Below are 25,534 nucleotides of genomic sequence, written 5' to 3'. Positions count from 1 at the left end.
GCGCCTACCGGTGTCTTCAGGTGGTGGCGCGACGCCGCGTCGAGGACACCACGCCACCGACTCGTTCGGCCAACACCGCCATCTCGTACCCCACCTGCCCGATATCGCAGTTCTTCGAAGCCAGGGTGGCCAGTTGGCTGCCATCCCCGACCTGCATGATCAACACGTAGCCGTGGTCCATCTCGACCACCGACTGCAGCACCCGTCCCCCGTCGAACAGTTGGGCCGCACCGGCGGACAGGCTGGCCAGTCCGGAGGTGACGGCGGCGAGTTGGTCGGCACGCTCAGCCGGCAGATGGGCGCTGGCGGCGATGAGCAGCCCGTCGACCGATACCAGGACCGCGTGGGCGACGCCGGGGATGTCTCGGGCGAACTTGGAGACCAGCCAGTCCAGTGGGTTCTCCTGCGGCGAGCGCGACGCTGTGCTCATGGTTGATCGTGTCCTTCATCGGTATTGCCGCGGGCCTGTGTTCGGGCGGCGTGCACGCCGGAGAAGTGATTCCCCAACGAGCTGCGGATGCTCTGTGGGTCGCGAGACTCTTGACCTGCGTCCGGGTCGGGGCCAGCCGTGCCGCCCGGTACCAGCCGGGCACCGGGCCGGCGCACCGGCAGACCGTGGTCTGTGTGTGCCTCGACGGCGACGTTGTCGACCTCGGACGCGATGGACCAGCCGTTGTCCCACACCGATTTCCAGTCCTGGGTGGTGGCCAGCTCCTGCGGGTCGACAAGCCACTCCGACATCATGTTCTGGTAGATCACGTCGACATCGGAGCCGCCGGCGCGGGGCTTGATCTCCTCGGCCGCGGTCTTCATGTCCCTCAGATCGATCTCACCGGTATCGGCCAGCTCGTCGATCCTCTCGGCCACGTCGGGCTGAGCGGCCGCGGTCGGTCCGGGGACGCCGGGCGTTTCGGCTTGTGCTTCCCAACGCGCCCGTCTGCGGGAGGCAAAAAATCCGGAAGTGTCGGCGGGGGCGGCCGCGATCTCGGGTTCGGCCTCCTCGGTGGCCGACCACCAGCGTTGCTGCTCCCTTGCGGCGGGCTCCTCCTCCGGGGCCCCGGTGATGCCGCTCGAGCCGGGCCGGCGCCGCGGCAACGGGGTCACCGAAGCCGCGGCCTCCGGCTCGACGGCCATCGGTTCGGCGCGTTCCGCGTCGGGGATGACAGGTTCCTGGAACAACGACGGCGGTGCCGGTTCGGCGGGGGTGACGTCGGGTTCCGCGGGGATGCCCGAGTAGGCCGCGGAACCCACAAGCAGCTCCGGCGGCAGGTAGACCTGCGCCTGCGTCCCCCCGGCGCCGATCCCCGAAGCCAGGAGGCGCACCGTCATCCCGTGCCGGCGGGCCAGCCGACCGACCACAAACAACCCCATGTGCCGGGCGCTGTCCGGGTTGACCTCACCGCCGGCGCCCAGCCGCATGTTCGCGATCCGCAGGTCACCGTCGGTCATGCCCAGTCCGGCGTCGTCGACGTCCACGAGCAGGCCACGGTCACTGGTGTGTACCGCGGTGACCCGCACCTGTTCGGTGGGCGGTGAGTAACGCAACGCATTGTCGATCAGCTCGGCGAGCAGATGGACGACGTCTGCGGCGACGGCGCCGAGCACGGCAGCATCCGGCACGATGCCGGTGTCCACCCGCTGGTACTCCTCCACTTCCGAAGCCGCTGCGCCGATCAGCGAGGCCAGTGAGACGGGCTCGTGCTGCTCGCGGGGCACCTGCGCGCCGGCCAACACCAGGAGGTTGGCGCCGTTGCGGCGCATCCGGGTGGCCAGGTGATCGAGCCGGAACAGGCTGTCGAGCCGGTCCGGGTCCGCTTCGTCGTGTTCCAGCCGGTCGATCAGCGACAGCTGTTGGTCGACAAGCGATTTGTTGCGCCGCGACATCGTCTCGAACATGTCGTTCACGGTCACCCGGAGCCTGGCCTCGTCACCGGCCAGCAGGAGTGCCTGCGTGTGTAGCTCGTCGACGGCGTGGGCCACCTGGCCGATCTCTTCGGTGGTGTGGATCGGCAGCGGATCCGGTTCCCGCTCGTCGCCGGCCTTCACCCGTTCGATCTCGCGCACCAGATCCTGGTGGGCGATCCTGAGCGCGCCGTCCCGCAGCCGGCGCAGCGGCCGGGTCAGCGACCGTGCGACCAGTACCACGGCCAGCAGCACGGCGAGGAAGGCGGCGAGCACCACTGCGGAGTCGCGGATAGCGTCCCGACGCGCATCGGCCGCCTCGTCGCGCACGGTCGTGGTGACGGTGGCGGTGGTGTCGCCGATCACCCGCTGGGCGAGGTCGTCGGTGATCTGGATCGACTGCAGGAGCGCCGGACTGCCGACCAGCGGGTCGGCCGGGTTCGACAGGATCTGGAGTCGCTGCACCATCTGACTACGCAGCGTCGCCGCCTCCTCGGAGGCGCCGCCCAACACGTCGGCCATCCCGCGGACCGTCGACGGTTCGGTGCCGGCAAGCGCCACCATCGAAGACCGCAGCTCCGGCTCCGGCAGCTGCCCACCGGATTCGACGAGCAGACGCTGCAACGTCATCTGCCCACGTGCCCCGACCGCCCGTGCCAGGCCTTCGGCTTGCACCCGCAGGTCCTCGTCGGCCCCCCGGACCGAGCCGGTGATGGCGGTCTCGGCCGTGAGCAACAACGGCGAGAAGGTGTTGACCTGCTGGCGGAGGTCGGCATCGCCGGCCGCCACCCGATCGAGCAGCTGCTGGCCGAAGGTCAGCAGGTTCGTTGCGGCCAGCCGCACATCGGGCACCGGCTCGGTGTTGGTGATGCGCTGCTGCAGTTCGGCGCTGCGGGCGTCGTACTCCGCGCGCGCCGCGCCGACATCGGCGCCGGCGGCGTTGACAGCCAGCGTGTCCTGCAACGCGGCCATGTAGTCGCTGATCGCCGGAACCAGATCGGCCCGGTCGGCGGCGACCCCGAGGTCGCGGGCCTCCGCGATGCTCGAGTAGACCCGGACACCGCCGAACACGGCGGCCAGCAACAGTGGGACAACGGCGATCGCCACCACTTTCCAGCGCACCGGCCAATTGGCCAGCGCCCAGCGGGATGGCTTCTGGACGGGTTCGGGTGCCGGCTGATCCGACCACTGCGGCACCGGCTGCCCCGGTCCGGGGAAGGCAGCAGACTGACCATGGCCGGCGGGCCGGTCGAACAGCGTCACTGCGACGCGTCCCGGGCCGCCTGCGCATGTGCGCCGCTACCTGATGGTGCTCCAGCCTCGTTCATGACGACTTCCTGCTAATTCGACCGCGCAGACGAGCCACGCCTGCGCGCGCAATTCACGTGGCAATTCGAGCAGTATGACAGCACTGGGAAAGCCTCTCCACAGTTCTCACTGAACGTCATGAGTGGTGAGGTGTGCCAACGGTCGGGAATGCAGGTCCGGAGCAAACAATTCGTAATCGAACTGACATCATCAGGTGATGTTCCGAGTGCTGTTCTACTCACCCCGTATCGCCCCGAACACCGGGAATGCAATTCGAATGGTGGCTGCCACGGGTGCGGAGTTACATCTGGTCGAACCGCTGGGATTCGACCTGTCCGAACCCAAATTGAGACGCGCGGGCCTGGATTATCACGACCTGGCGTCGGTGACGGTGCACCCGTCATTACCCGCGGCCTGGGAGGCGCTGCAACCGCAGCGCGTGTACGCCTTCACCGCGCACGCCACGACGTCTTTTGCCGACATCGCCTACCAGCCCGCAGATGTCTTGATGTTCGGCCCCGAACCCACCGGTTTGGATCCGGAAACGCTGGCCGACCCGCACATCACCGCAGAGTTGCGGATCCCGATGCTGGCCGGGCGGCGCTCGCTGAACCTGTCCAACGCCGCGGCCGTCGTTGTCTACGAGGCCTGGCGCCAGCACGGCTTCGCCGGCGCCATCTGAGGCCGAGCGAGCGAGTCTGTCCGCCGACACGCCGGCGGCCGCGTACAAAAATGAGCGCTCGGCTTACCAGGTGTCCCAGTGGGTCAGTTGCTCGGCAGGCAGCCTCTTGGCCTTCTTGAAGTCGGTACCCAAGGTGTACGCGATGGGGAACAATCCGCCCTGGGCGTACTTGTCGAACGGAATCCCCAGCAGATCGGCGGCCTGCTTCTCCCCGTCGCCCATCAGGTGCAGCGTCGTCCACGCCGACCCGAGACCGCGCGAACGCAACGCCAGCATCATGCTCCACACGGCGGGCAGCAGCGATCCCCAGTAGGAGGCGCTCATCCCGGCGGGCGCGCCGTCGGGCCGGCCTTCCAGACACGGAATCATCAGCACCGGCGCCTCGTGGAAGTGCTCGTTGAGGTATCTGGCCGAGCTCGATACGGCGTCCATCTGCGCGTCGCGCATATCACCGCGCTCCGGCTTCGGCAGATCCAGATACGGGGTGGCACTGGTCGCATAGATATCGGCCAGTGCCCGCTTCTTGGCCGGGTCCTCGACGAACACCCACTGCCAGCCCTGGGCGTTGGACCCGGTAGGTGCCTGCAGTGCCAATTCGAGGCACTCCATGATCACTTCCCGAGGCACCGGTTTGTCGAAATCGAGCCGTTTGCGAACCGAACGAGTGGTCGAGAGAAGTTCATCGGCAGACAGGTTCAAGGTCATGCCCGGAGACTACATTCGCATCTATGGCAGCTGACTTGACGCCGGAAGTGGCCGGCCGACTGACCGAGGACGATTTTGGCTGGCTCACCACGGTGGCCAAGTCCGGGCTCCCGGTGCCTCGACTGATCTGGTTCCTCTTCGACGGAACCGAATTGTCGATCTACACGATGCCGGATGCCGCCAAGGTCGCCCACATCCGACGGCACCCCCAAGTGAGCGTGAATCTCGATTCCGACGGCGACGGCGGCGGCATCATCGTCGCCGGCGGCACGGCGCGCATCGAGGCCGAGGGCCTCGACCCTCGCGAGGATGCGCCCTACTGGACCAAGTACGCCGGCCATGCCGAGCAGATCGGGATCGCCGACGTCATGGCGAACTACAGCACTCTCATCAAGATCAGCATCGACAAGGTCTGGACCACTCCCACCGAAGCCTGATCGACGCGCGACTCGACAGTGCTCGTCAACTCGCGAGTCGGCGGCCACGACCGATAGCGACCTGCCTTGTCGTCGAACGCAACTCGTGAACGACGGGCACTGCTCGACAGCCGTCGCCCGACGACAGGAAATACATCATGTTCGGTCCACTCAAACAGCTGACCGCCGACTCCGCGGCACGACTGTTCGCCGCCACCGTCAACCCCACCCCCCAACGCGCCGTGCGATTCCCCGAGATCGACGGCCATACGACGACGATCTCGATTCCGACCAGGCACGGCGCCACGGCCGCCACCGTGTATCACCCACACTCCGAGTCGGACCACCTGCCAGCGGTGTATGTGAACATCCACGGCGGCGGATTTGCCGTCGGCCATCGCGACCAGGACGACCCGTGGTGTCGCTACCTCGCCGCAAACGCCGGGGTCACCGTGGTCAACACCGATTATGTTCTGACCCCGAAGCATCGGTTCCCCGCACCGGTCGAACAGATCCACGATGTGCTGCGTTGGGCCGCCTCGCAACGCAACTGGGATGGCGGCCGACTCTGTGTGGGCGGCCAGAGCGCAGGTGGAAGCCTCGCCGCCGCGGCATCCCGGCTTGCGTTGGAGACGGGTGGCCCCCGAATCGTGTTGCAGGTGTTGCACTATGCACCGCTGGACCTTGTGACCCCCACCAAGGACAAGCACAGTCCGCTGGGCGCGGGCGCGGTGATGCGCCCGTGGATGGGCCAGGTGTTCGACACCGCCTACATCCCGGATCTCGAGCAGCGCCGCGACCGGTTGGCCTCACCGGCGTGGGGCGACAACGCCGACAATCTGAGCGGTATCGCCCCCGCGGTCATCGTCACCGCCGAATTCGACCGTCTCCGTGGCGAAGCCGCAGCGTACGCCGGCAAGCTCGACGCCGTCGGCGCGCTGGCGGCCTATCACGAAGCCGCCGGCGTCGACCACGGCTACAACATCATGAGTGGCACACCCGACGCGGTGGCCGCCACCCGCAAGACCTACGGCCTCGTCGTCGACCAGGTGGTGCGAGCGACCGCACTCAGCTGAACGCCGTGGCGGCACCAAGTACCTCGCGCCGTCCCGACATCAGGGCGCGGCCTGGCTATTGGAAGTCTCGCGACTTCGAACCGACCCGCAGGGACAGCTGGTCCATGCGGTCGGCGATGACCGTGACCGCTCCGCTGGCGTTCTGCACAATGCCCCGGATCACCAACGCCGACGCGGTCTGCGCCAGCCTGCGGTGTCGGCCCCACACCCCTGGTGAGCACAGGACATTCATCAGCCCGGTCTCGTCTTCGAGCCCCAGGAACGTCACCCCCTGAGCTGTCGCGGGACGTTGCCGATGGGTGACAGCTCCGGCGATCAGAACCCGGGTACCGTCGGGCACCGACAGCAACTTCGCTGCCGGAACCACACCGCGGGCGTCCAGATCCGCTCGCAGGAACTGGGTCGGAAAGCTGTCCGGTGAAACACCGGTGGCCCAGACATCGGCAGCAGCCAACTCCAGGTGACTCATTCCGGGCAGCGACGGCGCATGCGCCCAGGATCCCACTCCGGGCAACCGGTCGGGGCGCTCCGTGGCTGCTGCCCCGGCAACCCACAGTCCTTCGCGACGGGTGATCCCGAAACACCCCAGCGCTCCTGCCGTGGCCAGCGACTCGGTCTGCGGCACCGTCAGCTGCACCCGGCCGGTCAGATCCAGCAGGGAGCTGAACTGTCCACCGGCGACCCGTTCGTCGGCCAGCCGCTGAGCCAGCTCGTCACCGATGTGCCGGACCGCACCGAGCCCGAGCCGCACCTCCGTGCCGGCGTTCTCCAGTGTGGGGTGCGCCAAGCTGGCGTTGACGTCCGGGCCGTGCACCAAGACACCGTGTCGGCGCGCATCTGCCACCAACGACTGCGGCGAGTAGAACCCCATCGGCTGGGCCCGCAGCAGCGCCGCGCAGAACGCGGCGGGGTGATGCAGCTTCAGCCAGGACGAGTAGAACACCAGCGAGGCGAACGACAGCGAATGACTTTCCGGGAAACCAAAATTGGCGAACGCTTCCAGCTTCTCGTAAATACGATCGGCCAACGGCCCGGTGATCCCGTGCAGCTGCTGCATCCCGTCATAAAACCGGCTGCGCAATCGCCGCATCTTCTCGGTGGAGCGTTTGGATCCCATGGCCCGGCGTAGCTGGTCCGCTTCGGCGGCCGTGAAACCCGCACAGTCGACGGCCAGCTGCATCAACTGCTCCTGGAACAGCGGCACCCCCAGGGTTTTACGCAATGCCGGTTCCATCGACGGGTGGTCATAGACCACCGGCTCCAGTCCATTGCGCCTGCTGATGTAGGGGTGCACCGAGTTGCCCTGGATCGGACCGGGCCGGATCAGCGCCACTTCGACCACCAGGTCATAGAACACCCGCGGTTTGAGCCGTGGCAGGGTGGCCATCTGCGCCCGCGACTCGACCTGGAACACTCCGACGGAATCAGCGCGCTGCAGCATCTCGTACACGGCCGGTTCGGATAGGTCGAGCATGGCCAGATCGACCTCGAGCCCCTTGTGCTCGGCCAGTAGATCGATGGCATAGTGCAAGGCCGAGAGCATGCCGAGACCGAGCATGTCGAACTTCACCAAACCTATTGCCGCACAGTCATCTTTGTCCCACTGGAGAACACTGCGATTCTCCATGCGGGCCCACTCCACCGGACACACGTCGGCGATGGGCCGATCGCAGATCACCATGCCACCGGAGTGGATGCCCATGTGGCGCGGCAAATTCTTGATCTGCAACGCCAGATCGATCACCGGTTCCGGAATACCGTCCACATCCGGAGAATCGGCCAGCCCGTTCCAGCGGCTGATCTGCTTACTCCACGCATCCTGCTGACCTTGCGAAAACCCCAGGGCCCGAGCCATATCCCGGACGGAGCTGCGGCCACGATAGGTGATGACGTTGGCCACCTGCGCGGCATAATCGCGGCCGTACTTGGTGTAGACGTATTGGATGGCCTGCTCCCGCAGGTCGGATTCGATGTCGATGTCGATATCCGGTGGTCCGTCACGGGCCGGTGAGAGAAAGCGTTCGAAGAGCAGCTCGTTGGCGACGGGGTCGACGTGGGTGACACCGAGGGCGTAGCAGACCGCGGAGTTGGCCGCCGATCCCCTTCCTTGGCAGAGGATCTGGTGTTCTCGACAGAATCGGGTGATGTCGTTGACCACCAGGAAATAGCCGGGGAAGTCGAGCTGGGTGATGATGTCGAGTTCACGCTCGATCTGCGCGTAGGCCAACGGCGCGGCATCCCGCGGCCCGTAGCGCCGGGCGGCACCCTCCATCGTCAGCTCACGTAGGTAACTGCCCTCGGTGTGGCCGTCCGGCACGCCGAAGGGCGGCAACCGCGGCGCAATGAGCTGCAGCCCGAAGGCACACTGCTCCCCCAGCTCAGCTGCCGCGGTGACAATCTCCGGCCGGTGGGCAAACAACCGGGCCATCTCGTCACCCGAGCGCAGATGAGCACCGCCGAGCGGGGCGAGCCAGCCGGCCCCCTCATCGAGGGACTGCCGGGCCCGGATGGCCGCCATCGCCATGGCCAGCCGGCCCCGATCCGGGGCGGCGAAGTGCGCCCCGGTGGTGGCGATCAGCCCCACCCCGAACCGCGGCGCCAGTGCGGCCAGCGCCGCATTGCGTTCGTCGTCACGCGGATGACCGTGGTGGGACAGGTCGATGCTCACCCGGTCGGCACCGAACCGATCCACCAAGTCTGCCAGCGCCTCCTCGGCCTCTTCCGGACCTTTCGACAATGCTTGCCGCACATGCCCTTTACGACAGCCGGTCAGGATGTGCCAGTGCCCGCCCGCCGCCTCGGTCAGCGCGTTGTAGTCGTAGCGAGGTTTACCCTTCTCACCGCCGGCCAGGTGCGCGGCCGAGATCTGCCGCGACAGTCGGCGGTACCCCTCCGGACCACGCGCCAACACCAGCAGATGCGGACCGGGCGGATCCGGGACCTCGGTACGCGAACCATCGCCCAACGACAACTCGGCACCGAACACGGTCTGGATGTCGAGCTCACGGGCCGCCTCCGCGAAGCGCACCACACCGTACAGACCGTCGTGATCGGTCAGGGCGATGGCACGAAGATCCAGCCGCGCCGCCTCCTCGACAAGCTCTTCCGGGGTGCTGGCCCCGTCGAGGAAACTGTAGGCCGAATGGGCGTGCAACTCGGCATACGGGACGCGGGATCGGACCCGCCGCCGCCCCGCCGGCTCGAACTCCTCACGCTTGCGTGACCACGCCGGGCTGTCCCCACCATCACCAGTGGGCTCGCGCAACGGCATACCGGCGCGACGCGGTTTGCTGTTGAGCACCCGCTCCATCTCGCCCCAGCTCCGCGGCCCGTTGTTCCAGCCCATCCAGGCAGTTTATCGAACACCCGTTCGATGTGCCAGGTGGGTTGTCACGGCGCACCACGGCCGGGAAGCTACAGGTCGAGCACCAGATCGCCCGTGGGGCGTGCGCAGCAGAGCAGAACATCGCCGTCGGCGGGTGGCTCGAGCGGCTCCGGGTCGTAGCTCACCTCACCTGACAGCAGCGCCGTTTCACAGGTGTGACAGACACCGGTTCGGCACGACCATCGAGTCGGCACGTCGCAGGCTTCTGCAAATTCCAGGAGACTACCGAAACGAGACGACCAGGCAGCGGTGAGAGCGCTGCGCGCAAACGAAACCGCGGGGCCCGTACCCGCCATTCCGGTGGGCAGATGCGGCGTCACAGCTCCCGGCGCGGCGATCCCCGGGGTCAACGCGGCACCGGCACCGAACGTCTCCATGTGAATATGTCCGGGATCCGTTCCCAGCGAGCTCAGCGCCGACGACATGTCCGACATGAATCGGTTCGGGCCGCACACATAGACCTCCGCTTCGGCCGGCAGGCCCAGCCCCAGCACCGAATCGGCAGTCAGCCGTCCCACGTTGTCATAGTCCACTCCCCGACGATCCCCCGGCCCGGGACGGCTGTAGGTCACGTAGCGGTGACTGCCCGGCAGGCGGCTCAACAGTGTCCGGGCTTCCTCGGCAAAACTGTGTTCGGCACCGTCGCGTGCACCGTGTATCCACCAGACCTCGCGGGTCACCCGTTGCTGGACAAGCGCGTGCAACATCGACAGCAGCGGCGTCACTCCGATTCCGGCCGACAACAGCGCCACGGGTGTGTCCTGGCCTCCGAGCGTGAATTCGCCGCGCGGCGCCGCGACCTCCAGCAGGTCACCGGCGTGCAGGTGATTGTGTAGGAAATCTCCTGCCTTACCGTTTATTTCATGTTTGACACCGATACGGAACTCCGGCGAGCCAGGCTCATTCGACAGAGAGTAGGAGCGCACCAGCGGCGATCCGCCGTCCGGCTTCATCCGGAGCGTGATGGATTGCCCCGGCAACCAGCCTGGTAAGCCATCACCAGTGGTGTCGGCCAATGTCAGTGACAGCACATCGCGGCTCTCTCGGCGCAGTTTTGTCACCTCGAGCGCCCGGAAACCCGGCCAGGCCGGTGGACCGTTTTGCGCGATCGAACTCAATCCGGGGTTGCCACCGGCAAGTTGATCCGCAGCGCCGTCCTGTTCGAGGGCTCGAAGCGAAGCCTTCCAGCCGGGACTCAACGCGGGGATGCGCAACGCCCGCTCCAACAGATCGCGAGGGTGCCCGGGCAGATAGAGCAACGCATCGATCTCTGCAACCGACACCTGCTCCGGCCCCGCGGCAGTCTTGACGATGTCCTGGCCGGGCTGCACCTCCCCTTCTTCGACAACCCGACAGTAGAAACCGGGGCGCCGGTGCGACACCAGCAGCGCCGCCATTCTTGGTTCCCCGAGTCGCAACCCGACCCGGTAGCAGGTCACGCGGGGCTGCGTCACCTCCAGCAGGACCTCCCCGACGCGATATCGATCACCGATGCAGACGTCGTCGTCGGAAAGCCCTTGGACGGTGAAGTTCTCACCAAAATTCCCGGGGCGCAGATCATCTCGATGCAAGATCTCGGACCAGTAGTCATAGGACTCCAGCTGATAGACCAGAACCGCGCGCTGTTCGCCACCATGTCCGCCGAGATCGCCCTGACCATCACCGTCGATGTTGAGTCTGCGGACGGTCCGCGATCCCGCTACCGGCTCCTTGAAAACCCCGGTGTGGACGGTACGGCCCTGCCACTCCACATCGCGAGGCAGACCTACGTTGACCGACAACAGTTTTGACATTACCGCCCCCTCCAGGCCACCGATCTTGTTCAGGTATGACCGTCGCTCATCAGCGCCACCATCTCCTGGGTGCCGAGCAGCGCGTGGGCCAGGTAGGCGAAGTTCACCAGTGCAGCTTGGTAGCCGTCCCCGCGGACCGGGTGCCGGGGACCGGCGGTGGCGTCTCGGACCACCGCCACCTCGAATCCCTGCTCCAGCAGATCTCGCAGGTGCGATTCGACGCAGATGTTGGCGAGCATGCCGCACAGGATGACTCGCGATACCCGCCGCTTGCGCATCTGCAGGACCAGATCATTGGTCTGCGGACCCCAGACCTTGTGCGGGCTGACCACGGTGGTGCCGGAATCCTCGATGAAGGGTTTCAGTTCGGCGAGCCAGTCCGCACCGGAATCGGTGAACCCGTCGAGCCGCAGCGCGCCGCTGCGCGCGAAGGTACCCGAACTGAGCTCGTCTGTCTCCAACGGGCCGTTGAACTCCCAGCGGTGGTCACTGGGATAGAAGTAGTGCGGCGACACGAACACCGGGAAACCACCGGCCTTGGCGCTCCGCAGGATCTCGGCGAGGTGCGTCACCGTGTTGTTCTCGGTGATGCTCTCGGCGAGGCTCTCCCAGTTCTTCCCCGTCGGGCTCAAGACATCGTTCTGCGGGTCGATGACAACCACCGCGGTGTCGTCGGAGTGAAAGTGCACTCGGCGGTCTCCTCGAATTCGCGGATGGAATGGGGCGCAGCAACTCAGTTCTTGGCGAGGAAACCTCGGATGTACCCACTGATCTCGGCAGCGTGGGTCTCCAGGGCAAAATGCCCCGCATCGAGCAGGTGGTACTCACCATTGGGCAGGTCTTTGCGAAAGGCCTCGGCACCCGCCACTCCGAAGATCTGGTCATTTTTGCCCCAGACAACCAGCAGGGGCGGCTGGTGGGTGCGGAAGTACTCCTGGAACTTCGGGTATCCGTCGAGATTGAATTGATAGTCCCAGAAGAGCTGCAGTTGAATGGCGTTGTTGCCCTTGCGGTCAAGGCCCGCCTGGTCGAGAAGCCAGGCCTCTGGGGCAATTCGCTCCAGCCGGTCCTCCGGTACACCGTGCGTGTACTGCCACTGGGTGGTCTCGGCGGTCAAGTACTCGAGCACGCCGGGTTCGTTGGGCCCCCGATCCCGGGCATGAGCAAACAGGATGTCCCAGAAGGGCGTGAATCCCTCCAGGTAGGCGTTGCCACTCTGGCTGATGATCGCGGTGATCCGCTCGGGCCGAGCGCTGGCGATCCGCAATCCGATGGGTGCGCCGTAGTCGTGGATGTAGATGGCAAACCGCTCGAGACCGAGGTGATCGATGAGCCCCTCGGTGATCTCGGTGAGCCGGTCGAAACTGTAGTTGAACTGGGTCACCGACGGCATCGACGACCGTCCGAAGCCGATGTGGTCGGGCGCCACCAGGTGATACTGGTCCGACAGCGAACTGATCAAGTTGCGAAACATATGTGAGCTCGACGGAAAGCCATGGAGTAGTAGCAGTGTCGGATTCGACCGGTCACCCGCCTCGCGATAGAACACGTCGAGCCCGTCGATGTTCGCGGTGCGGTAGCGCGTGTCGAATTCTGACATGTCGGCCCCTGTCTCGATGGCTGTCGGACGACTCACGACCAGCGTGCGTCAAGCTTAGCCTCGGGAACAAGACCGAATGTCGAATCACTGCGATTGTCAGCGGCAATCAATAAACGGACAGAATCTGTTTGCCTACACAAATATCCGGGTCACGCGGGGTCGGGAAACGGCGACCATCCCGGGGGCACACCGGCTGGATCGAGCGCGGCACCGACAAACCGGCTGACGGCCACATTCGGTGCTCGATCGGGCATCCACTGAAGCATGTACGGCACCAGTCGGGGCGACAACACCGGCCGGACCACTGCGGCCATACCCGGTTCCACGATCGACCCAGTGGTGAGGATCCAGTCGACGTCAGCCTGCGCCGGCCAGGTACTCGCCGACACATGGTTGTCCGTCAACTCAACGGAATGTGGCGAGATCCCGGCGGATTCGAGGGCCTGGTTCTGCGCGAGCACCCACGCGGGGAACAGTGCCTCGCTCTGGATACCAAACGTTTCTCCCGCCAGGTCATTCAGGTCTATGGCGTCCTGGCCGGCGAGCGGATGATCGCATCTCACACTCACCAGCAACGGCTCACCACCGACTACATCACTGACGACATGGGGTGCAACGGGAACGATCCCGCACGTTATCGCGACATCGATCTCCCCGTCGACGAGTGCACGTTGCAGATGGAACAGCCACATCCGCTGGAAGTCCACCTCGACGTCGGGCGCCTGCTCCCGGAAGGTCTCCCCGAGATGTCTGGCAAGAATCGGCGCCGCCAGGGGCGTGATTCCCACCCGGACCGTGCCGGCGTCGCCCCCGGCCACCCGCTGTACGGCCGCCCTGGCACTGGCAACCTCGTTCAAGATCAATTCCGCCCGCGCCAGCATCTCCGCTCCGGCACTGGTGAGCGTCACCCGACGGGTGGTGCGGCTCAGCAACGGCGTGCCCATCTCACGCTCCAGGCGCCGCACCAGGTCGCTGAGCGTCGGCTGACCGATGTGGAGCTTCTCTGCCGCTCGCCCGAAATGCAGCTCGGTGGCTACCGCAACAAACACTTCCAGCTGCCGCAACTCCACGAAGTCATGTTAGGTGGCAGAACCGCTCATATCTGGATTCCATCGATATTGCCGATCACAGTCATCACCGGCCCCGACGGCTACGTCTTCGGTCTGCCGGGGAACGCGCTGGAGGCCCGCAACGGAATGACCCGCTCAGGCAGCCCAATTCGCCGCACCAGCGCTCATGCCGTCGGACTGACAGCGGTTGACGGAAGGACCACAATTGATCGAACCACCCTTCCAGAGCAGAGGAAACCGCAGGTGAACGACAAAATCGACGAACTGATGACTGCCAACCTCATGCACGTGTTCAACGAACGCGACCCGCTCCGGCGCCGTGCCGCGATAGAACGGACCTACAGCCCCGATATCCGCTGGACCGACGACGATGACGTCAGTGTGGGGTGGGACGCGCTCGAGTCGAAAGCCGTGGCCTTGCAGGAAAACCAGCTGACCGGGCTGTCTTTTGTCGAGGCCGGCCCGGTGTACCAGACGCAGGGCTTCGGATATCTTGCCTGGAACATCGTCGCGCCGGACAGCGATGCTCCGATCGTGTCGGGTTTTGATGTCGCGCTCGTCACCGACAACCGGATCAGTCAACTGTTCACGATCCTGACCAAGACGCCCGAATGACCGCACACCACGAACGACAAGCAGCGTCAGCGGACGTGCCGGCGCCCGGGGGGCAATAGTCGCGGGCAGGGCCGGAAGTCCTCCAGGCACGGGACCTTGCGGCCTTGCCCAGCCCGTCGCGAACCTCCGACCATAGAGGTATGAGCAAGACGACGGTGAGCATCGAACTGATCAAGAAAGCCGTCGAACTTGCCGGACGGGCGCCCTCGCTGCACAACAGCCAGCCCTGGCAATGGGTGATCGACGGCGACCAACTGCGGCTTCACCTGGACCGCAGCCGGATCGTCCGCAACACAGATCGCGGCGGCAGGGAAGCGTTGATCAGTTGCGGTGCAGCACTCGATCATCTACGGGTCTCCGTCGCCGCGTCGGGCTGGCAGACCGCTGTCGAAAGGTTCCCCGACCCCAACCGGCCCGACCACTTGGTGACGGTGCAGTTCCGGCCCACCGAATTTGTCTCCGCGGCCACCCGGGCCCGGGCCGGCGCCATTCTGAGCCGCCGCACCGACCGATTGCCGTTTCTGGCACCCGACGGTCTCAACGTGCTGGTGCCAGTGCTCACCCACCTGCTCGACGACGGCTCCGTGCGACTCGACGTGTTACCGGACGAATACCTGCCCGAACTCATCGAAGCGTCGGCCCTCACCGAGGCGACCCGGCGCCAGGACGCGCCGTATCAGGCCGAACTCGACTGGTGGACAGCCCCATTCGATCTCGATCAAGGCATTCCGCCGGCATTGCTCAACGGAGTCGCCGACAACGATCAGGTGCCGATCAACCGCAACTTCCCCGCCTCCGGCCATGCGTCCCGGCGCCCCGGCCAACGTGACGAGGCGGTGGTGTTTGTGCTCTCGACACCGGAGGACACGCCTGCCGACGCGCTGGCCTGCGGCGAAGCGCTGTCGACCGTGCTGTTGGAGTGCACCGCCGCTGGGTTGGCCACCTGTACGGTGAGCCATCTGACCGAGCTGCCTGCCGCGCGCATGGTGGTCACCGAACTGATCGGCCGCCACGGCGTGCCGCAAGTTCTCATCAGGGTGGGCCGGGTCGCCGAACTCCGCGAGCACCCGGTGATGACACCTCGGCGCGAACTGCGCGACATCCTGCGGGTGCAGCGCTAGCTCAGAAGTGGAATCCGAGCGCAGCGGGCACCTCGCCGCGGAACGCCAAGTCGGCCCGCTGCAGCAGATCGCGGTTTCGATACCGAATCCGGTGCGCGGCAGCCAGATCCGAGGCACTGTGCACGCCCAGATACAGGCTGCCCAACACGTCGGTGTTCAGCTGGAGATCCGCCGGTGCGTCGGTGGGCACACACTGCGCGACACCATCGCGCACATCAAGTGCAAATCGGCCGCCATCGGAGCGGAACTGATCGACAACGTCCAGCACGACGGAGATGTCGGCCCGATACCGCCGGGCGGTCAGGCAGGCCGGCACGTCCATGATCCGCAACCACAGCGCATCCACCTGCGACGTGGTCTTTGCCTGCCGGGTGTCGACGAGTAGGTACGGCAGTGGGTCGCCTGGATGGGTGTCGATGAGCACCTGATCCATCAGATCCAACCCCAGAAGCACGCGCCACAGCGCGGCGTGCGCCTCCGGCGTCAGTACCCTCATGGCTTCGACGCGCGCCGTCGAGGTTTCTCCGTGCCGCACCCGGTACATCGCAAAGCCGTCGGGATGCAGCAGGCCGAACCAGGCGCTGGCCCCACCCCGGTCGGAATCCCGGTCGAGCAGCACGTCATCCCACAGCGTCTCCGGGCAAGCCAGCCCGCCCGGGGTGACGCGCCGCCACCGCTCATAGATGTCGAGGAACTGTTCTCGATGCTCACGCGGCTGCACCAGCCGCACCTGACCGGTATCGGGCACGTCCGCGTGTATCTCGGCGAACCGCCGCTGGACCGCCAGTCCCCGTTCGATGGTGGCCGGGCCATAGCCGAACCGGCCGTAGATGCCACCCTCGCTGGCCGTCAGCGCCGCAATCGGATAGCCGGCGCGCGCCACCCGGTCATGCAGCTCGTCGTACATGGCCCGCAGCACGCCGCGACGCCGGTGGGTGGGTGCCACCGCAACGGCCGACACACCGGCCGCGGGCAGGGGCACTCCGCCGGGAACGGTGAGTTGCAGGTCGAGGTAACAAGCCATCCCCACGATGTCGTCACCGTCGTCGACGACCATCCACCCGTTCGCGGCGACCATCAGCTGCCACGGGCGACGGGCCTCGGGGTGCGTGTACTCGCCGAAACATGTTGCAGCCAGCTGGGACATCGCCGGCTGATCACCATCGGTTGCCGACCGTACCGACCATTGGCTCACCCGAACCACACTGCCACACGGCCCGGGAGGAGCCCAACCGAATTAATCTCTGCTGATGGTGCGCCCGGCGAAGAAGTCCGGGCTGCGGGTCCGCATCACAAGCATCAGCACCGCCCCGAGCAACAGCAACCCGAAGCCCAGGAAGAACACCAACCCGATGCCGCCGATGGAGGCGCCGCTGCCGTTGTCCGGGTTCATGCTCTCTTTGACCGAGATGACAAACACCGCTGCCAGGATCAGCCCACCCAACAGTGGGAACAGGAACTTGAAAACGATGTTGTGCGCATTCGTGAACAGTTCTCTGCGGAAGTACCAGACGCAGGCGAATGCGGTGATGCCGTAATACCAGCAGATCATGATGCCAAGCGCGGCAATCGTATCCAGCAGGACCGATTCCGACAGCACGCTCACCGTGGTGTAGAAGATACCGGTGACCGCCCCGGCCACCGCGGTGCTGAACGACGGGGTGAGGAAACGCGGGCTCACCTCCGAGAACTTCTTCGGAAACGCACCGTAGGCGCCCATTGCCAGCATCGCGCGGGCGGCCGGCAGGAACGTCGTCTGCAAGCTCGCCACCGAAGACGCGAACACCGCCAGGTACAGCACCAAACCACCCGTGTCGCCGAGCACCGGGTCCGCGAGTGCGCCGAACACGTTGGCGGCGTTTTCGTCGTTGCCCAGGCCCAGGCCACTCTCGCCGACCCCGGCGTACATCATCACCGCAACCGCCACCAGCAGGTACGTCAGCAGGATGGAGACCACGCACAGCAACCCGGCGCGACCCGGCACCTTTGTCGGGTCCTTGGACTCCTCGCCCAGCGTCAGGCAGGTGTCCCAGCCCCAGAACGCAAAGATCGAGCCGGTGACACCGATGACAAATGCCCCCATCGCCAGACCGGTGAACGGGTTGAACCAGTCCAGGTCGAAGCTCAGCCCGGCCGGTGCATCGCCACGGCTCACATGGGCGATCGCCACCACGGCGAACACCACCAGCACCGTCATCTGGAACCCGACCAGGACGTACTGCACCTTCTCACTGGTGGTGATGCCGCGGCTGGCGATGAACGTGGCCAGCCCCAGGAACGCCAGCGTGCTCGCGATGTTGACCGGTGTGTTGTACGCCAGTTCGGCGATCGAAGGCCGGTCCACCAGTTCCGAGATGAACAGATAGAAGAACTCCACGGCGATCGCCGCGAGGTTGGACAGCACGATGATGGTCGCGATCACCATGCCCCACCCGCACATCCACCCGATGTAGGGCCCGAATGCCTTGGTGGACCAGGTGAACGACGCGCCACAGTCCGGCGCGCGCGAGTTCAGTTCCCGGTAGGCGTAAGCAGTGAGGAACATCGGGATGAAGCCCGCGATGAAGATGGCGGGCATCTTCAGGCCGACGGCCGCCACGATCAGCCCGATGCTGGCGGTCAGGGTGTAACCGGGTGCCACCGAAGAGATTCCGAGAATGGCGCCGGAGAACGTGCCGACCTTTCCCGAAGCTAGTCCTTTGGCGACCAGTCCGGCTTCCTCCTCGACCCGGTGCAGCTGGTCTTCGGGTGATTTGTCGGTCATGGCAGATCCTCCTCACCGAGCTGCTCGCGGGGCACGACCACCATCGGCACCTCCAGGACTCGCAACATCTTCGCCGCAGTCGAGCCGAGGAACAGCCTGCGGGGCGCCCCGAGCCTGCTGGAGCCGACCATGATCAGGTCGCCGTCGTGCCAGTCGAGTTTGTTGACCGCCGCCTCGACAGACGGTCCGTCGACGATTGTGGAAGTGACCGGAAAGTCCTCGGGCAATTCGGATTTCGCAGCGTCCAGAGTCTGGCGTGCGTGCTCCAGCGCCCGGTCGCGCACCGCGTCGGTGTCCCCGCGCAGCGTGCCGAACATCGGGTCCAGCGACACCAGCGACACCAGCCGCAACGGGGCTCCCGCGGCGCTGCTGGCCCGCACGGCCGTCGTCAACAACAGATCGGCACCCTGGCGGCGGCCCAGCGCACAGGTGACCTCCCGGACCCTCTCGACTTTGGAGTGCCGGGTTCCGCGTGGCGCCAGCGCAAGTGGCACCGGAGCCGAATGCAGCAACTCTCCGGTCACCGTCCCGATCCAATACCGGCCGATCAGGCCGTCACCGGCAGCGCCGACAACAATCGCCTCGGCACCCAGCCGGGCCGCCTCCTCGATCAACCCGGCGGCAAAGGACTCGTTGAAACTGATGTGGGTGGCGACTTCGACGTCGTCGGGCACCGTCGCGGCGGCGGCGTCGAGCCACGCCCGGGCTTGACCGGCCAGGATGTCTTCGTACCCGCCGACAGTGACCAACCCGGGCAACACCCGGTCGGGGGGCAGCACGATGCACAGATCCAATGCCGCGCCGAGCGTCCGCGCCAGCCGGATTCCAAGGGCCAGCCCGTCGTCCCCGCTCGGGGTGGCGAGATAGCCAACGATGAGTCTCATCCGCGTCCCACCGCCTTCTCGAAACCACGCGGTCTCGTCCGCCGCTCATCCTGCCGGAACATCGCGATATGGGAGGCGATTCGGCGTCAGACCGTGAACATGGCTACCCCGTCCTGGAGCACCAGCCGGGCATTGGACCCATCAGGGCCGGCGGCCTCGGTGGTGAACGCCGCCTGTCCGGGCTCGGTCCTCCAGATCGAGGTGGTGAGCACCTCCCCGGGGAAGACGGGTGAGGTGAACCGGGCCGAGATCCCGGTGATCCGGGCGGCGTCGCCACCACCGAGATCGGCGACCAGGGCACGACCGGCAAATCCGTAGGTACACAGCCCATGCAGGATCGGTTTCGGAAAGCCGGCCAGGTTCTGCGCGAACCACGGGTCGCTGTGCAGTGGGTTGCGGTCACCGGAGAGCCGGTAGATCAGCGCCTGGTCGTCGCGGGTGGGCATCGTGGTCCGCGAATCTGCCTCGCGGTCCGGCACTTCCGGCGCTGTCGGCCGCGTTCCCGGTTCGCCGCCGAAGCCGCCGGCACCACGGATGACAAACGTCGCCACCGTCTCCACCATCACCTCGTCGGTGGCCGGGTCGGCGCCCCGGGCCCGCACCGCGACGATGGCGTTCTTACCCTCGCCCTTGTCCTGGATGTCGGCCACCTCGGAGGTGACGATGAGCTTGCCGGCCGGCGGCAGCGGTTTTGCCAGCTCGATCCGTTGAGAACCGTGCAGCAGCATCCCGAAGTTGAATTCACCGATCTTTCCCAGCGCCGGGAAGCCGATGCATGCGACGACGGCATAGGTGGGCAACACCTGCTGGGTGATGTCGTGGCTGTTGTCGGTGGTGAACGCCAGATCAGCAGTGCCGCAGCCGACACCGAGCGCATAGAGCATGGTGTCGCGGTCGGTCCACTCGAAGACCTGGGGGTCGGCCGTCGCGCCGATGGCCGTCGGGTCGATGGTCATGGGGTTCCCTTCGGTTTGGTCACCCCGACCCTACTGACCGGGCGCGCGCCGCAACGCTGATCGCAACCTGGGAACTGGGCTGATCTGCACCCGCACCGGCGAACTCATCGGTACGGTGTCCCAGGAAGTCGATCTGGGAAGGCGGCGCGAAGTGCCCCACCTCAAGACACCGTTGATGGTGCTGGCCGCCGCGGTGTTCCTGGGGGCTTGCGGATCGACACCGCCGCCACCGCCGTCCATCACCGTGACCTTTGTCCGGCACGCCGAGTCCCAGGGCAACGCCTCCGGCCTCATCGACACCTCGGTGCCGGGGCCCGGAATCACCCCAGACGGAGTGCTGCAAGCCGATTCCGTGGCAGATGAGCTGCGAGGCAAAGACTTCGACGGTATTTACGCCTCGACGATGATCCGTACGCAGCAGACAGCCGCACCGCTGGCCGACGAGCTCGGCGAGCAGGTCGAGGTGCTTCCCGGACTCCGGGAGATCCCGGCCGGCTGGTTCGAGGGCAAACCCGAAGCCGACTCCCCCACCACCTATTTCCTGGCGCCGTCGCAGTGGTTGCAGGGCCGGCGGGATGCTCGGATCCCCGGTTCGGTCGACGGCAACGAGTTCAACGAGCAGTTCACCGCCGCCGTGCAGAAGATCTACGCCAGCGGCGACACCAATGCGGTGGCGTTTTCCCACGCGGCGGCGATCATGACCTGGACCCAGATGAACGTCGTCAACCCCGACGACAAGCTGCTGTGGAACCATCCCCTGCCCAATGTCGGCCAAGTGGTGATCGAGGGCAATCCGGTGTCCGGGTGGCGGCTGGTCAGCTGGGATGGCGTGACCCCGGAATGAGATCACCGAAACCGGCACTGGACGGATAGTGAAACAAGGCGGTGGCTGCCATGCGCCATGTCGTTACCGGCGGTACGGGTTCATCGGCCGCCGTGTCATCTCCGAGATCCTGCGCTCTGATCCCGGCGCCGAGGTCCGGGTTCTGCTGCCGCCGGTCTCGTTGATCCGGCCGGTCGATCCGCCGCTCCGTCGGCGCGTCCACCGACCGGTTCCACGACTACGAACAAGTCATGGCAGTGAACTGCTTCGGCGCGGCCCGGATGGTGTTGGCGTTGCTGCCACACTGGCCGCAACGCCGGTTCGGCCACGTTGTCAACGTGTCCAGCGCCGGGTCCAGGACAGCTCGCCACGATGTTCGGCCTACCTGCCGAGCAAAGCGGCACTCGACACGTTCGCCGAGGTGGTAGTCCGCGGAGACGCTCTCCGATCACGTGACGTTCACCACCATCCACATGCGGGCCGGTATCTGGCGCAGACGTTGTCGCGCCGGGCGCTGCATCAGCTGTATCTGGGTTATCCGGACTCGGCGGCAGCCCGCGGAGTCCCCGCGCCGGAGCGCCACCCCCGCCGGCCCGCGCGCCCGCAGCGCAGTGCGCTGCAGGTGCGGGTGCCACACCCGGTCAAGCGGGTCGTACGGATGGTTCCCGGCGTGCACTGGTGAGACCCACGGAGGCGACACCATGAACCAACTCACGTTTTGGTGCACCGCTCCGCAGGGGGTCGGACGGTAGGGTCTGCGGCATGACGACGGAGGCCGAATCGGCGGATCGCACCCCGGTTTTCGTCGATGTCGACACCGGGATCGACGATGCGATGGCACTGGCCTATTTGATGGCGACCGACGGTATCGAGATCGTCGGGATCGCATCGACGGGTGGCAATGTCCCGGTGGATCAGGTGTCCGAGAACAATCTGGGCCTGCTCGAGCTCTGCGGCGCCGACGATATTCCGGTGTCTTCCGGCGCCCCGCACCCTCTGGCGACGCCGCTGCGTACCGCCGAGGACACCCACGGGCCGAAGGGCTTGGGGTACGCCGACTTACCGCCCACCGAACGTCGTCTCACCGATCAGGACGCCGCCCAGGCGTGGGTACGGGCTGCCCACGCGCATCCGGGCGAACTCGTCGCGATCGTGACCGGCCCGCTGACCAACCTGGCGCTGGCGATGCGTAAGGAGCCTGGCCTGCCGCGACTGCTGCGACGGCTGGTGATCATGGGCGGCGCGTTCGGCTACAAGGGCAACACCACCCCGGTGGCGGAATGGAACATAAGTGTGGACCCCGAGGCCGCCGCCGAAGTCTTCAGCGGGTGGAGCGCGGCATGGGGACTGGACACCCCCGGGCACCTACCGATCGTATTGGGACTCAACGTAACCGAGAACATCGCGATGACACCGGGCGGGCTGGCGCGACTGGCGGCCGCCGCCGGTTCGGCCACTGTGACCATGAGTGTGCTCGACACCAGAGGCACGCGGTCGACGGCGGCAAATCCGCTGATCCGAGTGCTCGAAGACGCCATGCGCTTCTACTTCGAATTCCATTACGACCAGGGTGAGGGATTCCTGGCCCACCTCCACGACCCACTGGCCGCAGCGGTGGCACTGGATCCCGACCTGGTACGCACCAGGCCTGCCACCATCGACGTGGAATTGGTGGGCACCTTGACCCGCGGTATGACGGTGGCTGACTGGACCGGTATCTGGGGGCGCGAACACAATGCGTTGATCGGCATCGAGGTGAATCCGACGGTGTTCTTCGATCGGTTCACCGAACGGGTCGGCCGGTTCGCACGCTCCCTCGGGGGAGCGGCCGGCCACCTCCCCTGAGTCCAGCAGTCACACACAACTATTCATATACCCCCTCCACATACCAGCGCCGGCGTCGATAACACAACAGCAACGCCCGGGCGGAATCGACAGCCCGGGCGTCACTTTCCAACAAGACCTGCACCCGCGCGGTGCGTCCCGCCGATGCTGCCTGCGGGTCCCACCACCGCTCGTCAACCGGCCACGGACCCGCCCACCACTGCAGATCTCCACGAAACGATCCGGTCCTCACGCCTGGCGCAGCGGGGGCGTCCAGCCGGACCGGGTCGGCACTGAACAGACCGCGACTGGTGACGCGCACCGGATCACCGTGGGCGTCGAGCAGTTCCACCGGTTCATCGAGAACCACGGTGGGAGAGGGCTCCGGCAACTGACCTGGCCATGGCTGGGTCGGGTCTGCCCTGGGTACCAACTCATCACCGAAGGGCGTCAGCGTGATCCGTTCGATCGGACCACGCCCGCCGCTGAGGACCGGGATCCGCACCGCCTCAGGGCCGAGCAAACCTTGAACCCGCACCAACGCCCGCCGGGCCCGCAGCCGGTCCTCCTCCCCCAGCCCGCCCCACAACGGCAGCTGTAGCGCCCCCGCCGTGATCACCTCCACCGGTTCCAGCCGCAGCTGGATGATCGGAGCGCTGGGCCGATCACCGGGATTGCGCCGGTTCAACCAGCCGTCGAGCTGCCAGCGGATCCGGTCGGCGGTGGCGTCCTCGGTCAACGGTTCTGCACATCGCCAGACCCGTTCCAGCTCTTCACCATTGGCTGTCACCGCGCTGATGCCCAACCGGGTGCAGCCCACTCCGGAAGATTGCAGGTTGCGGTGCAGCTCGCTGGACAACGACCGGCCCGCAAACGCCGCCGCGTCCACCCGGTCGATCGGCGGGTCGCAGCTCATGACGGCTGTCAGCTCCGGTGGCGGCTCCTGACCGGACGGGCCCCGCATGGGCTCTGCCAGCACAAGCCGGTGAGCGAGAACGGCGTCGGCCCCGAACCGGGAGGCAACATCACTTCGAGACAGTTCCGCGAACTGTCCAAAAGTCTTGACTCCCATGCGCCACAGCAGGTCCGCCAGATCCACCCGCCCCGGTGAGGAAAGACTGGGTTCGGCGGCCAGCTGGCGGATCGACAGTGCGGACAGGAACTCGGCGTCTGCACCGGGGACGATGATGCGGCCCGTCCTGGCGGCGAACACCGCGGTGGGAAGTTGATCGGCGATCCCGATCTGGCATTCGGCGCCGCCGGCCGCCACAGCGTCGACCAGCCGTTCCGCGGCGGATTCCTCGGAGCCGAAGAACCGCGCGGCACCACGCACCGAGAGCACCAGCAGCCCTGGTCGCAGCACCTCCGCCTGCGGCACCAACGCGTCGACGGCGACCGTCACCTCCTCGAAGTACCTGGCATCACGCGCGGGGTCGGCGGTCACGACATGCAGCTCCGGACAACGCGCCTGCGCTTCCCTGCGGCGCAACATCCGCTTGACCCCAACTGCCCGGGCCGCCGCCGAGCACGCAATCACCCGGTTGGCCAGCGTGACAGCGACCGGCGCCGTGGCAGGCAGCTCTGCCGAGTGCGCCGCCGCCACCGCGGGCCAATCCATGCACCAGATCGCCAGCACCCGCGAAGGAGAACGCGACCCGGCCATCAGCCCGCCAACGATCGGGACCGCGCACCACGACCGGAACCGCGGAACGCCAACTGGACCCTGCCGATGCGCCCGCGTCCGGGCACCGATCCGACCGTCGTCTCATAACCGCGCACCCGCGCCTCCAACCGCATCGATGCCCCCGGCCAGTCCCCTCCGGTGGCCAGCAGGGTGCAACCTTTGTGCTGAGCCCTGGCCGTCACCGCACGCGCCCGAGTGGGCGCAACCGATCTGCCGTTCAGCCCGAGTACCACCAGATCCATGCCGTCCATCAACACGGCGGCCACTTCCACCGGATCGGTGCCGGGATCGGGGATCACGGCCAGCCTGCTCAGGTCCGCACCCATCTCCACCGCGGCCAGGAGCCCGACATCGGGATGTCCGACGATCGCCACGTGCCCCCCGCGGGCGGTCACCGCGGCCGCCATGCTCAGCGGCAGCGATCGGGCACCGGTCAACACCGCGACCACCCCTCGCGGCAACCCAGCCGGGAGCAGCTCAGCCAGCGATTCAGGCACCGGTAGCAAACTTTCCGAGGCCGGTAGCGGATCAACGGACCCCAAATCAGCCGGCTGAGCACGCCGACTCGACCCCACCTTCCCGGACACGCCCGCGATCTGACTGCGCAGCTGTTTGAGCAGCTCAGCGCGCTCAGCACCGGCATGAAGAGGCGAAACCGCCGTCGTCACCACACACCTCCCCACTGGGCCACCATCCCGAGCATTCGAACTCTTGTTCGACATGGCGAGTAAACACCCAGCCACCGACAGAATCAAGCCGACCGAGACGCCTGCCAACGGGTGGGGCCAGTGAGATTCACGGGATGTCACCGCACGACAAAACCCCGCCGTTTCCCAGGCCGCTGGGGATGGTGCCGAACCTGAAATCGGCGCGCGCCAGTGCTCGAGAAAGCCCGGACCGAAAAACCTCGATGCCGCGAGGGCGAG

Annotated in this window: 21 protein-coding genes and 1 pseudogene; 8 read left to right on the top strand and 14 right to left on the bottom strand. The window is 66.4% G+C overall.

Translation table 11 applies throughout. The features are described 5' to 3' along the window. Positions 1 to 16: 16 nt before the first annotated feature. Complete coding sequence (locus WBB07_RS16070; protein WP_526309378.1) at positions 17 to 430, bottom strand: roadblock/LC7 domain-containing protein; 414 nt, start codon at positions 428 to 430, stop codon at positions 17 to 19. Beyond that, positions 427 to 3,165, bottom strand: coding sequence for a sensor histidine kinase (locus WBB07_RS16065; RefSeq protein ID WP_526309377.1), 2,739 nt, complete (start codon positions 3,163 to 3,165; stop codon positions 427 to 429). The genes WBB07_RS16070 and WBB07_RS16065 overlap by 4 nt, the downstream gene beginning before the upstream one ends. Positions 3,166 to 3,427: 262 nt before the next feature. Between WBB07_RS16065 and WBB07_RS16060 the strand changes: the two genes are divergently transcribed. Then, positions 3,428 to 3,892, top strand: a complete 465-nt coding sequence (locus WBB07_RS16060) for a tRNA (cytidine(34)-2'-O)-methyltransferase (protein ID WP_526309376.1) — start codon at positions 3,428 to 3,430, stop codon at positions 3,890 to 3,892. Positions 3,893 to 3,955: 63 nt separating this feature from the next. Here WBB07_RS16060 and WBB07_RS16055 read toward each other — a convergent pair whose 3' ends face one another. Beyond that, complete coding sequence (locus WBB07_RS16055; RefSeq protein WP_526309375.1) at positions 3,956 to 4,597, bottom strand: nitroreductase family protein; 642 nt, start codon at positions 4,595 to 4,597, stop codon at positions 3,956 to 3,958. A gap of 23 nt (positions 4,598 to 4,620) precedes the next feature. Here WBB07_RS16055 and WBB07_RS16050 point away from each other — a divergent pair, with 23 nt between their 5' ends. Next, complete coding sequence (locus WBB07_RS16050; RefSeq protein ID WP_526309374.1) at positions 4,621 to 5,034, top strand: TIGR03667 family PPOX class F420-dependent oxidoreductase; 414 nt, start codon at positions 4,621 to 4,623, stop codon at positions 5,032 to 5,034. 221 nt (positions 5,035 to 5,255) lie between these two features. Beyond that, the gene (locus WBB07_RS16045) at positions 5,256 to 6,089 is read left to right on the top strand and encodes an alpha/beta hydrolase (RefSeq protein ID WP_526309409.1); all 834 of its coding nucleotides are present in this window, start codon (positions 5,256 to 5,258) and stop codon (positions 6,087 to 6,089) included. 55 nt (positions 6,090 to 6,144) lie between these two features. On the opposite strand, the gene WBB07_RS16040 is transcribed toward WBB07_RS16045, so the two are convergent. The 5 genes from WBB07_RS16040 to WBB07_RS16020 all read right to left on the bottom strand — a co-directional run bounded on the left by WBB07_RS16040 (position 6,145) and on the right by WBB07_RS16020 (position 13,937). Next, complete coding sequence (locus WBB07_RS16040) at positions 6,145 to 9,435, bottom strand: DNA polymerase III subunit alpha (RefSeq protein ID WP_526309373.1); 3,291 nt, start codon at positions 9,433 to 9,435, stop codon at positions 6,145 to 6,147. A gap of 68 nt (positions 9,436 to 9,503) precedes the next feature. Then, a complete protein-coding gene (locus WBB07_RS16035; protein WP_526309372.1) occupies positions 9,504 to 11,267 on the bottom strand; it encodes an MOSC domain-containing protein in 1,764 nt (587 codons plus the stop codon). Between the two features lie 29 nt (positions 11,268 to 11,296). After that, the gene (locus WBB07_RS16030; protein WP_526309371.1) at positions 11,297 to 11,956 is read right to left on the bottom strand and encodes a cysteine hydrolase family protein; all 660 of its coding nucleotides are present in this window, start codon (positions 11,954 to 11,956) and stop codon (positions 11,297 to 11,299) included. A gap of 44 nt (positions 11,957 to 12,000) precedes the next feature. Beyond that, the gene (locus WBB07_RS16025; RefSeq protein ID WP_526309370.1) at positions 12,001 to 12,867 is read right to left on the bottom strand and encodes an alpha/beta fold hydrolase; all 867 of its coding nucleotides are present in this window, start codon (positions 12,865 to 12,867) and stop codon (positions 12,001 to 12,003) included. 149 nt (positions 12,868 to 13,016) lie between these two features. Further along, positions 13,017 to 13,937, bottom strand: coding sequence for a LysR family transcriptional regulator (locus WBB07_RS16020; protein ID WP_526309369.1), 921 nt, complete (start codon positions 13,935 to 13,937; stop codon positions 13,017 to 13,019). On the opposite strand from WBB07_RS16020, the gene WBB07_RS16015 reads away from it, so the two are divergent. Continuing rightward, a complete protein-coding gene (locus tag WBB07_RS16015; RefSeq protein WP_526309367.1) occupies positions 13,887 to 14,552 on the top strand; it encodes a hypothetical protein in 666 nt (221 codons plus the stop codon). The genes WBB07_RS16020 and WBB07_RS16015 overlap by 51 nt on opposite strands. Before the next feature lie 140 nt (positions 14,553 to 14,692). After that, positions 14,693 to 15,673 carry an Acg family FMN-binding oxidoreductase gene (locus tag WBB07_RS16010; RefSeq protein WP_526309365.1) on the top strand — a complete coding sequence of 327 codons (981 nt, stop codon included), beginning with the start codon at positions 14,693 to 14,695 and terminating at the stop codon, positions 15,671 to 15,673. A gap of 1 nt (position 15,674) precedes the next feature. Here the strand turns inward: WBB07_RS16010 and WBB07_RS16005 are convergent, their stop codons facing one another. The 4 genes from WBB07_RS16005 to WBB07_RS15990 all read right to left on the bottom strand — a co-directional run bounded on the left by WBB07_RS16005 (position 15,675) and on the right by WBB07_RS15990 (position 20,277). Further along, positions 15,675 to 16,868 (bottom strand): enhanced intracellular survival protein Eis, encoded by a 1,194-nt coding sequence (locus WBB07_RS16005; protein ID WP_526309363.1) that lies wholly within the window; start codon positions 16,866 to 16,868, stop codon positions 15,675 to 15,677. Between the two features lie 42 nt (positions 16,869 to 16,910). Then, on the bottom strand, positions 16,911 to 18,437 hold the full coding sequence (locus tag WBB07_RS16000; protein WP_526309361.1) for an amino acid permease: 1,527 nt from the start codon (positions 18,435 to 18,437) through the stop codon (positions 16,911 to 16,913). Continuing rightward, positions 18,434 to 19,321, bottom strand: a complete 888-nt coding sequence (locus WBB07_RS15995) for a universal stress protein (protein ID WP_526309359.1) — start codon at positions 19,319 to 19,321, stop codon at positions 18,434 to 18,436. Before WBB07_RS15995 ends, WBB07_RS16000 begins: the two co-directional genes overlap by 4 nt. Before the next feature lie 86 nt (positions 19,322 to 19,407). Continuing rightward, positions 19,408 to 20,277, bottom strand: a complete 870-nt coding sequence (locus WBB07_RS15990; protein ID WP_526309357.1) for a MaoC/PaaZ C-terminal domain-containing protein — start codon at positions 20,275 to 20,277, stop codon at positions 19,408 to 19,410. Between the two features lie 133 nt (positions 20,278 to 20,410). On the opposite strand from WBB07_RS15990, the gene WBB07_RS15985 reads away from it, so the two are divergent. The 3 genes and pseudogenes from WBB07_RS15985 to WBB07_RS15975 all read left to right on the top strand — a co-directional run bounded on the left by WBB07_RS15985 (position 20,411) and on the right by WBB07_RS15975 (position 22,945). After that, positions 20,411 to 21,121 carry a histidine phosphatase family protein gene (locus WBB07_RS15985; RefSeq protein ID WP_526309408.1) on the top strand — a complete coding sequence of 237 codons (711 nt, stop codon included), beginning with the start codon at positions 20,411 to 20,413 and terminating at the stop codon, positions 21,119 to 21,121. A 164-nt stretch (positions 21,122 to 21,285) separates the two neighbouring features. Continuing rightward, positions 21,286 to 21,782 (top strand): annotated as a pseudogene (locus WBB07_RS15980) (SDR family oxidoreductase); the annotation flags it as partial. Positions 21,783 to 21,862: 80 nt separating this feature from the next. Beyond that, a complete protein-coding gene (locus tag WBB07_RS15975; protein WP_526309355.1) occupies positions 21,863 to 22,945 on the top strand; it encodes a nucleoside hydrolase in 1,083 nt (360 codons plus the stop codon). A 19-nt stretch (positions 22,946 to 22,964) separates the two neighbouring features. Here WBB07_RS15975 and WBB07_RS15970 read toward each other — a convergent pair whose 3' ends face one another. Together WBB07_RS15970 and imuA' are read right to left on the bottom strand one after the other, a co-directional pair. Then, the gene (locus WBB07_RS15970; protein WP_526309353.1) at positions 22,965 to 24,587 is read right to left on the bottom strand and encodes a DNA polymerase Y family protein; all 1,623 of its coding nucleotides are present in this window, start codon (positions 24,585 to 24,587) and stop codon (positions 22,965 to 22,967) included. After that, entirely contained in the window at positions 24,587 to 25,276 is a 690-nt protein-coding gene (gene imuA', locus WBB07_RS15965; RefSeq protein ID WP_526309351.1) for a DnaE2-dependent mutagenesis accessory factor ImuA', read from the bottom strand. The genes WBB07_RS15970 and imuA' overlap by 1 nt, the downstream gene beginning before the upstream one ends. Between the last annotated feature and the right edge of the window lie 258 nt (positions 25,277 to 25,534).

Source organism: Mycobacterium sp., assembly GCF_049647605.1.
GTDB lineage: Bacteria > Actinomycetota > Actinomycetes > Mycobacteriales > Mycobacteriaceae > Mycobacterium.
This window is presented reverse-complemented; position numbering and strand designations above follow the sequence as displayed.

Coding starts and splice junctions, on each gene's coding strand:
- WBB07_RS16050 (WP_526309374.1), top strand. CDS start 4,621: ATGGCAGCTGACTTGACGCCGGAAGTGGCCGGCCGACTGACCGAGGAC.
- WBB07_RS16015 (WP_526309367.1), top strand. CDS start 13,887: ATGCAGCTCGGTGGCTACCGCAACAAACACTTCCAGCTGCCGCAACTC.
- WBB07_RS15975 (WP_526309355.1), top strand. CDS start 21,863: ATGACGACGGAGGCCGAATCGGCGGATCGCACCCCGGTTTTCGTCGAT.
- WBB07_RS15995 (WP_526309359.1), bottom strand. CDS start 19,321: ATGAGACTCATCGTTGGCTATCTCGCCACCCCGAGCGGGGACGACGGG.
- WBB07_RS16010 (WP_526309365.1), top strand. CDS start 14,693: ATGAGCAAGACGACGGTGAGCATCGAACTGATCAAGAAAGCCGTCGAA.
- WBB07_RS15970 (WP_526309353.1), bottom strand. CDS start 24,587: ATGGCCGGGTCGCGTTCTCCTTCGCGGGTGCTGGCGATCTGGTGCATG.
- WBB07_RS16025 (WP_526309370.1), bottom strand. CDS start 12,867: ATGTCAGAATTCGACACGCGCTACCGCACCGCGAACATCGACGGGCTC.
- WBB07_RS16070 (WP_526309378.1), bottom strand. CDS start 430: ATGAGCACAGCGTCGCGCTCGCCGCAGGAGAACCCACTGGACTGGCTG.
- WBB07_RS15990 (WP_526309357.1), bottom strand. CDS start 20,277: ATGACCATCGACCCGACGGCCATCGGCGCGACGGCCGACCCCCAGGTC.
- WBB07_RS16000 (WP_526309361.1), bottom strand. CDS start 18,437: ATGACCGACAAATCACCCGAAGACCAGCTGCACCGGGTCGAGGAGGAA.
- WBB07_RS16055 (WP_526309375.1), bottom strand. CDS start 4,597: ATGACCTTGAACCTGTCTGCCGATGAACTTCTCTCGACCACTCGTTCG.
- WBB07_RS16035 (WP_526309372.1), bottom strand. CDS start 11,267: ATGTCAAAACTGTTGTCGGTCAACGTAGGTCTGCCTCGCGATGTGGAG.
- WBB07_RS16060 (WP_526309376.1), top strand. CDS start 3,428: ATGTTCCGAGTGCTGTTCTACTCACCCCGTATCGCCCCGAACACCGGG.
- WBB07_RS16040 (WP_526309373.1), bottom strand. CDS start 9,435: ATGGGCTGGAACAACGGGCCGCGGAGCTGGGGCGAGATGGAGCGGGTG.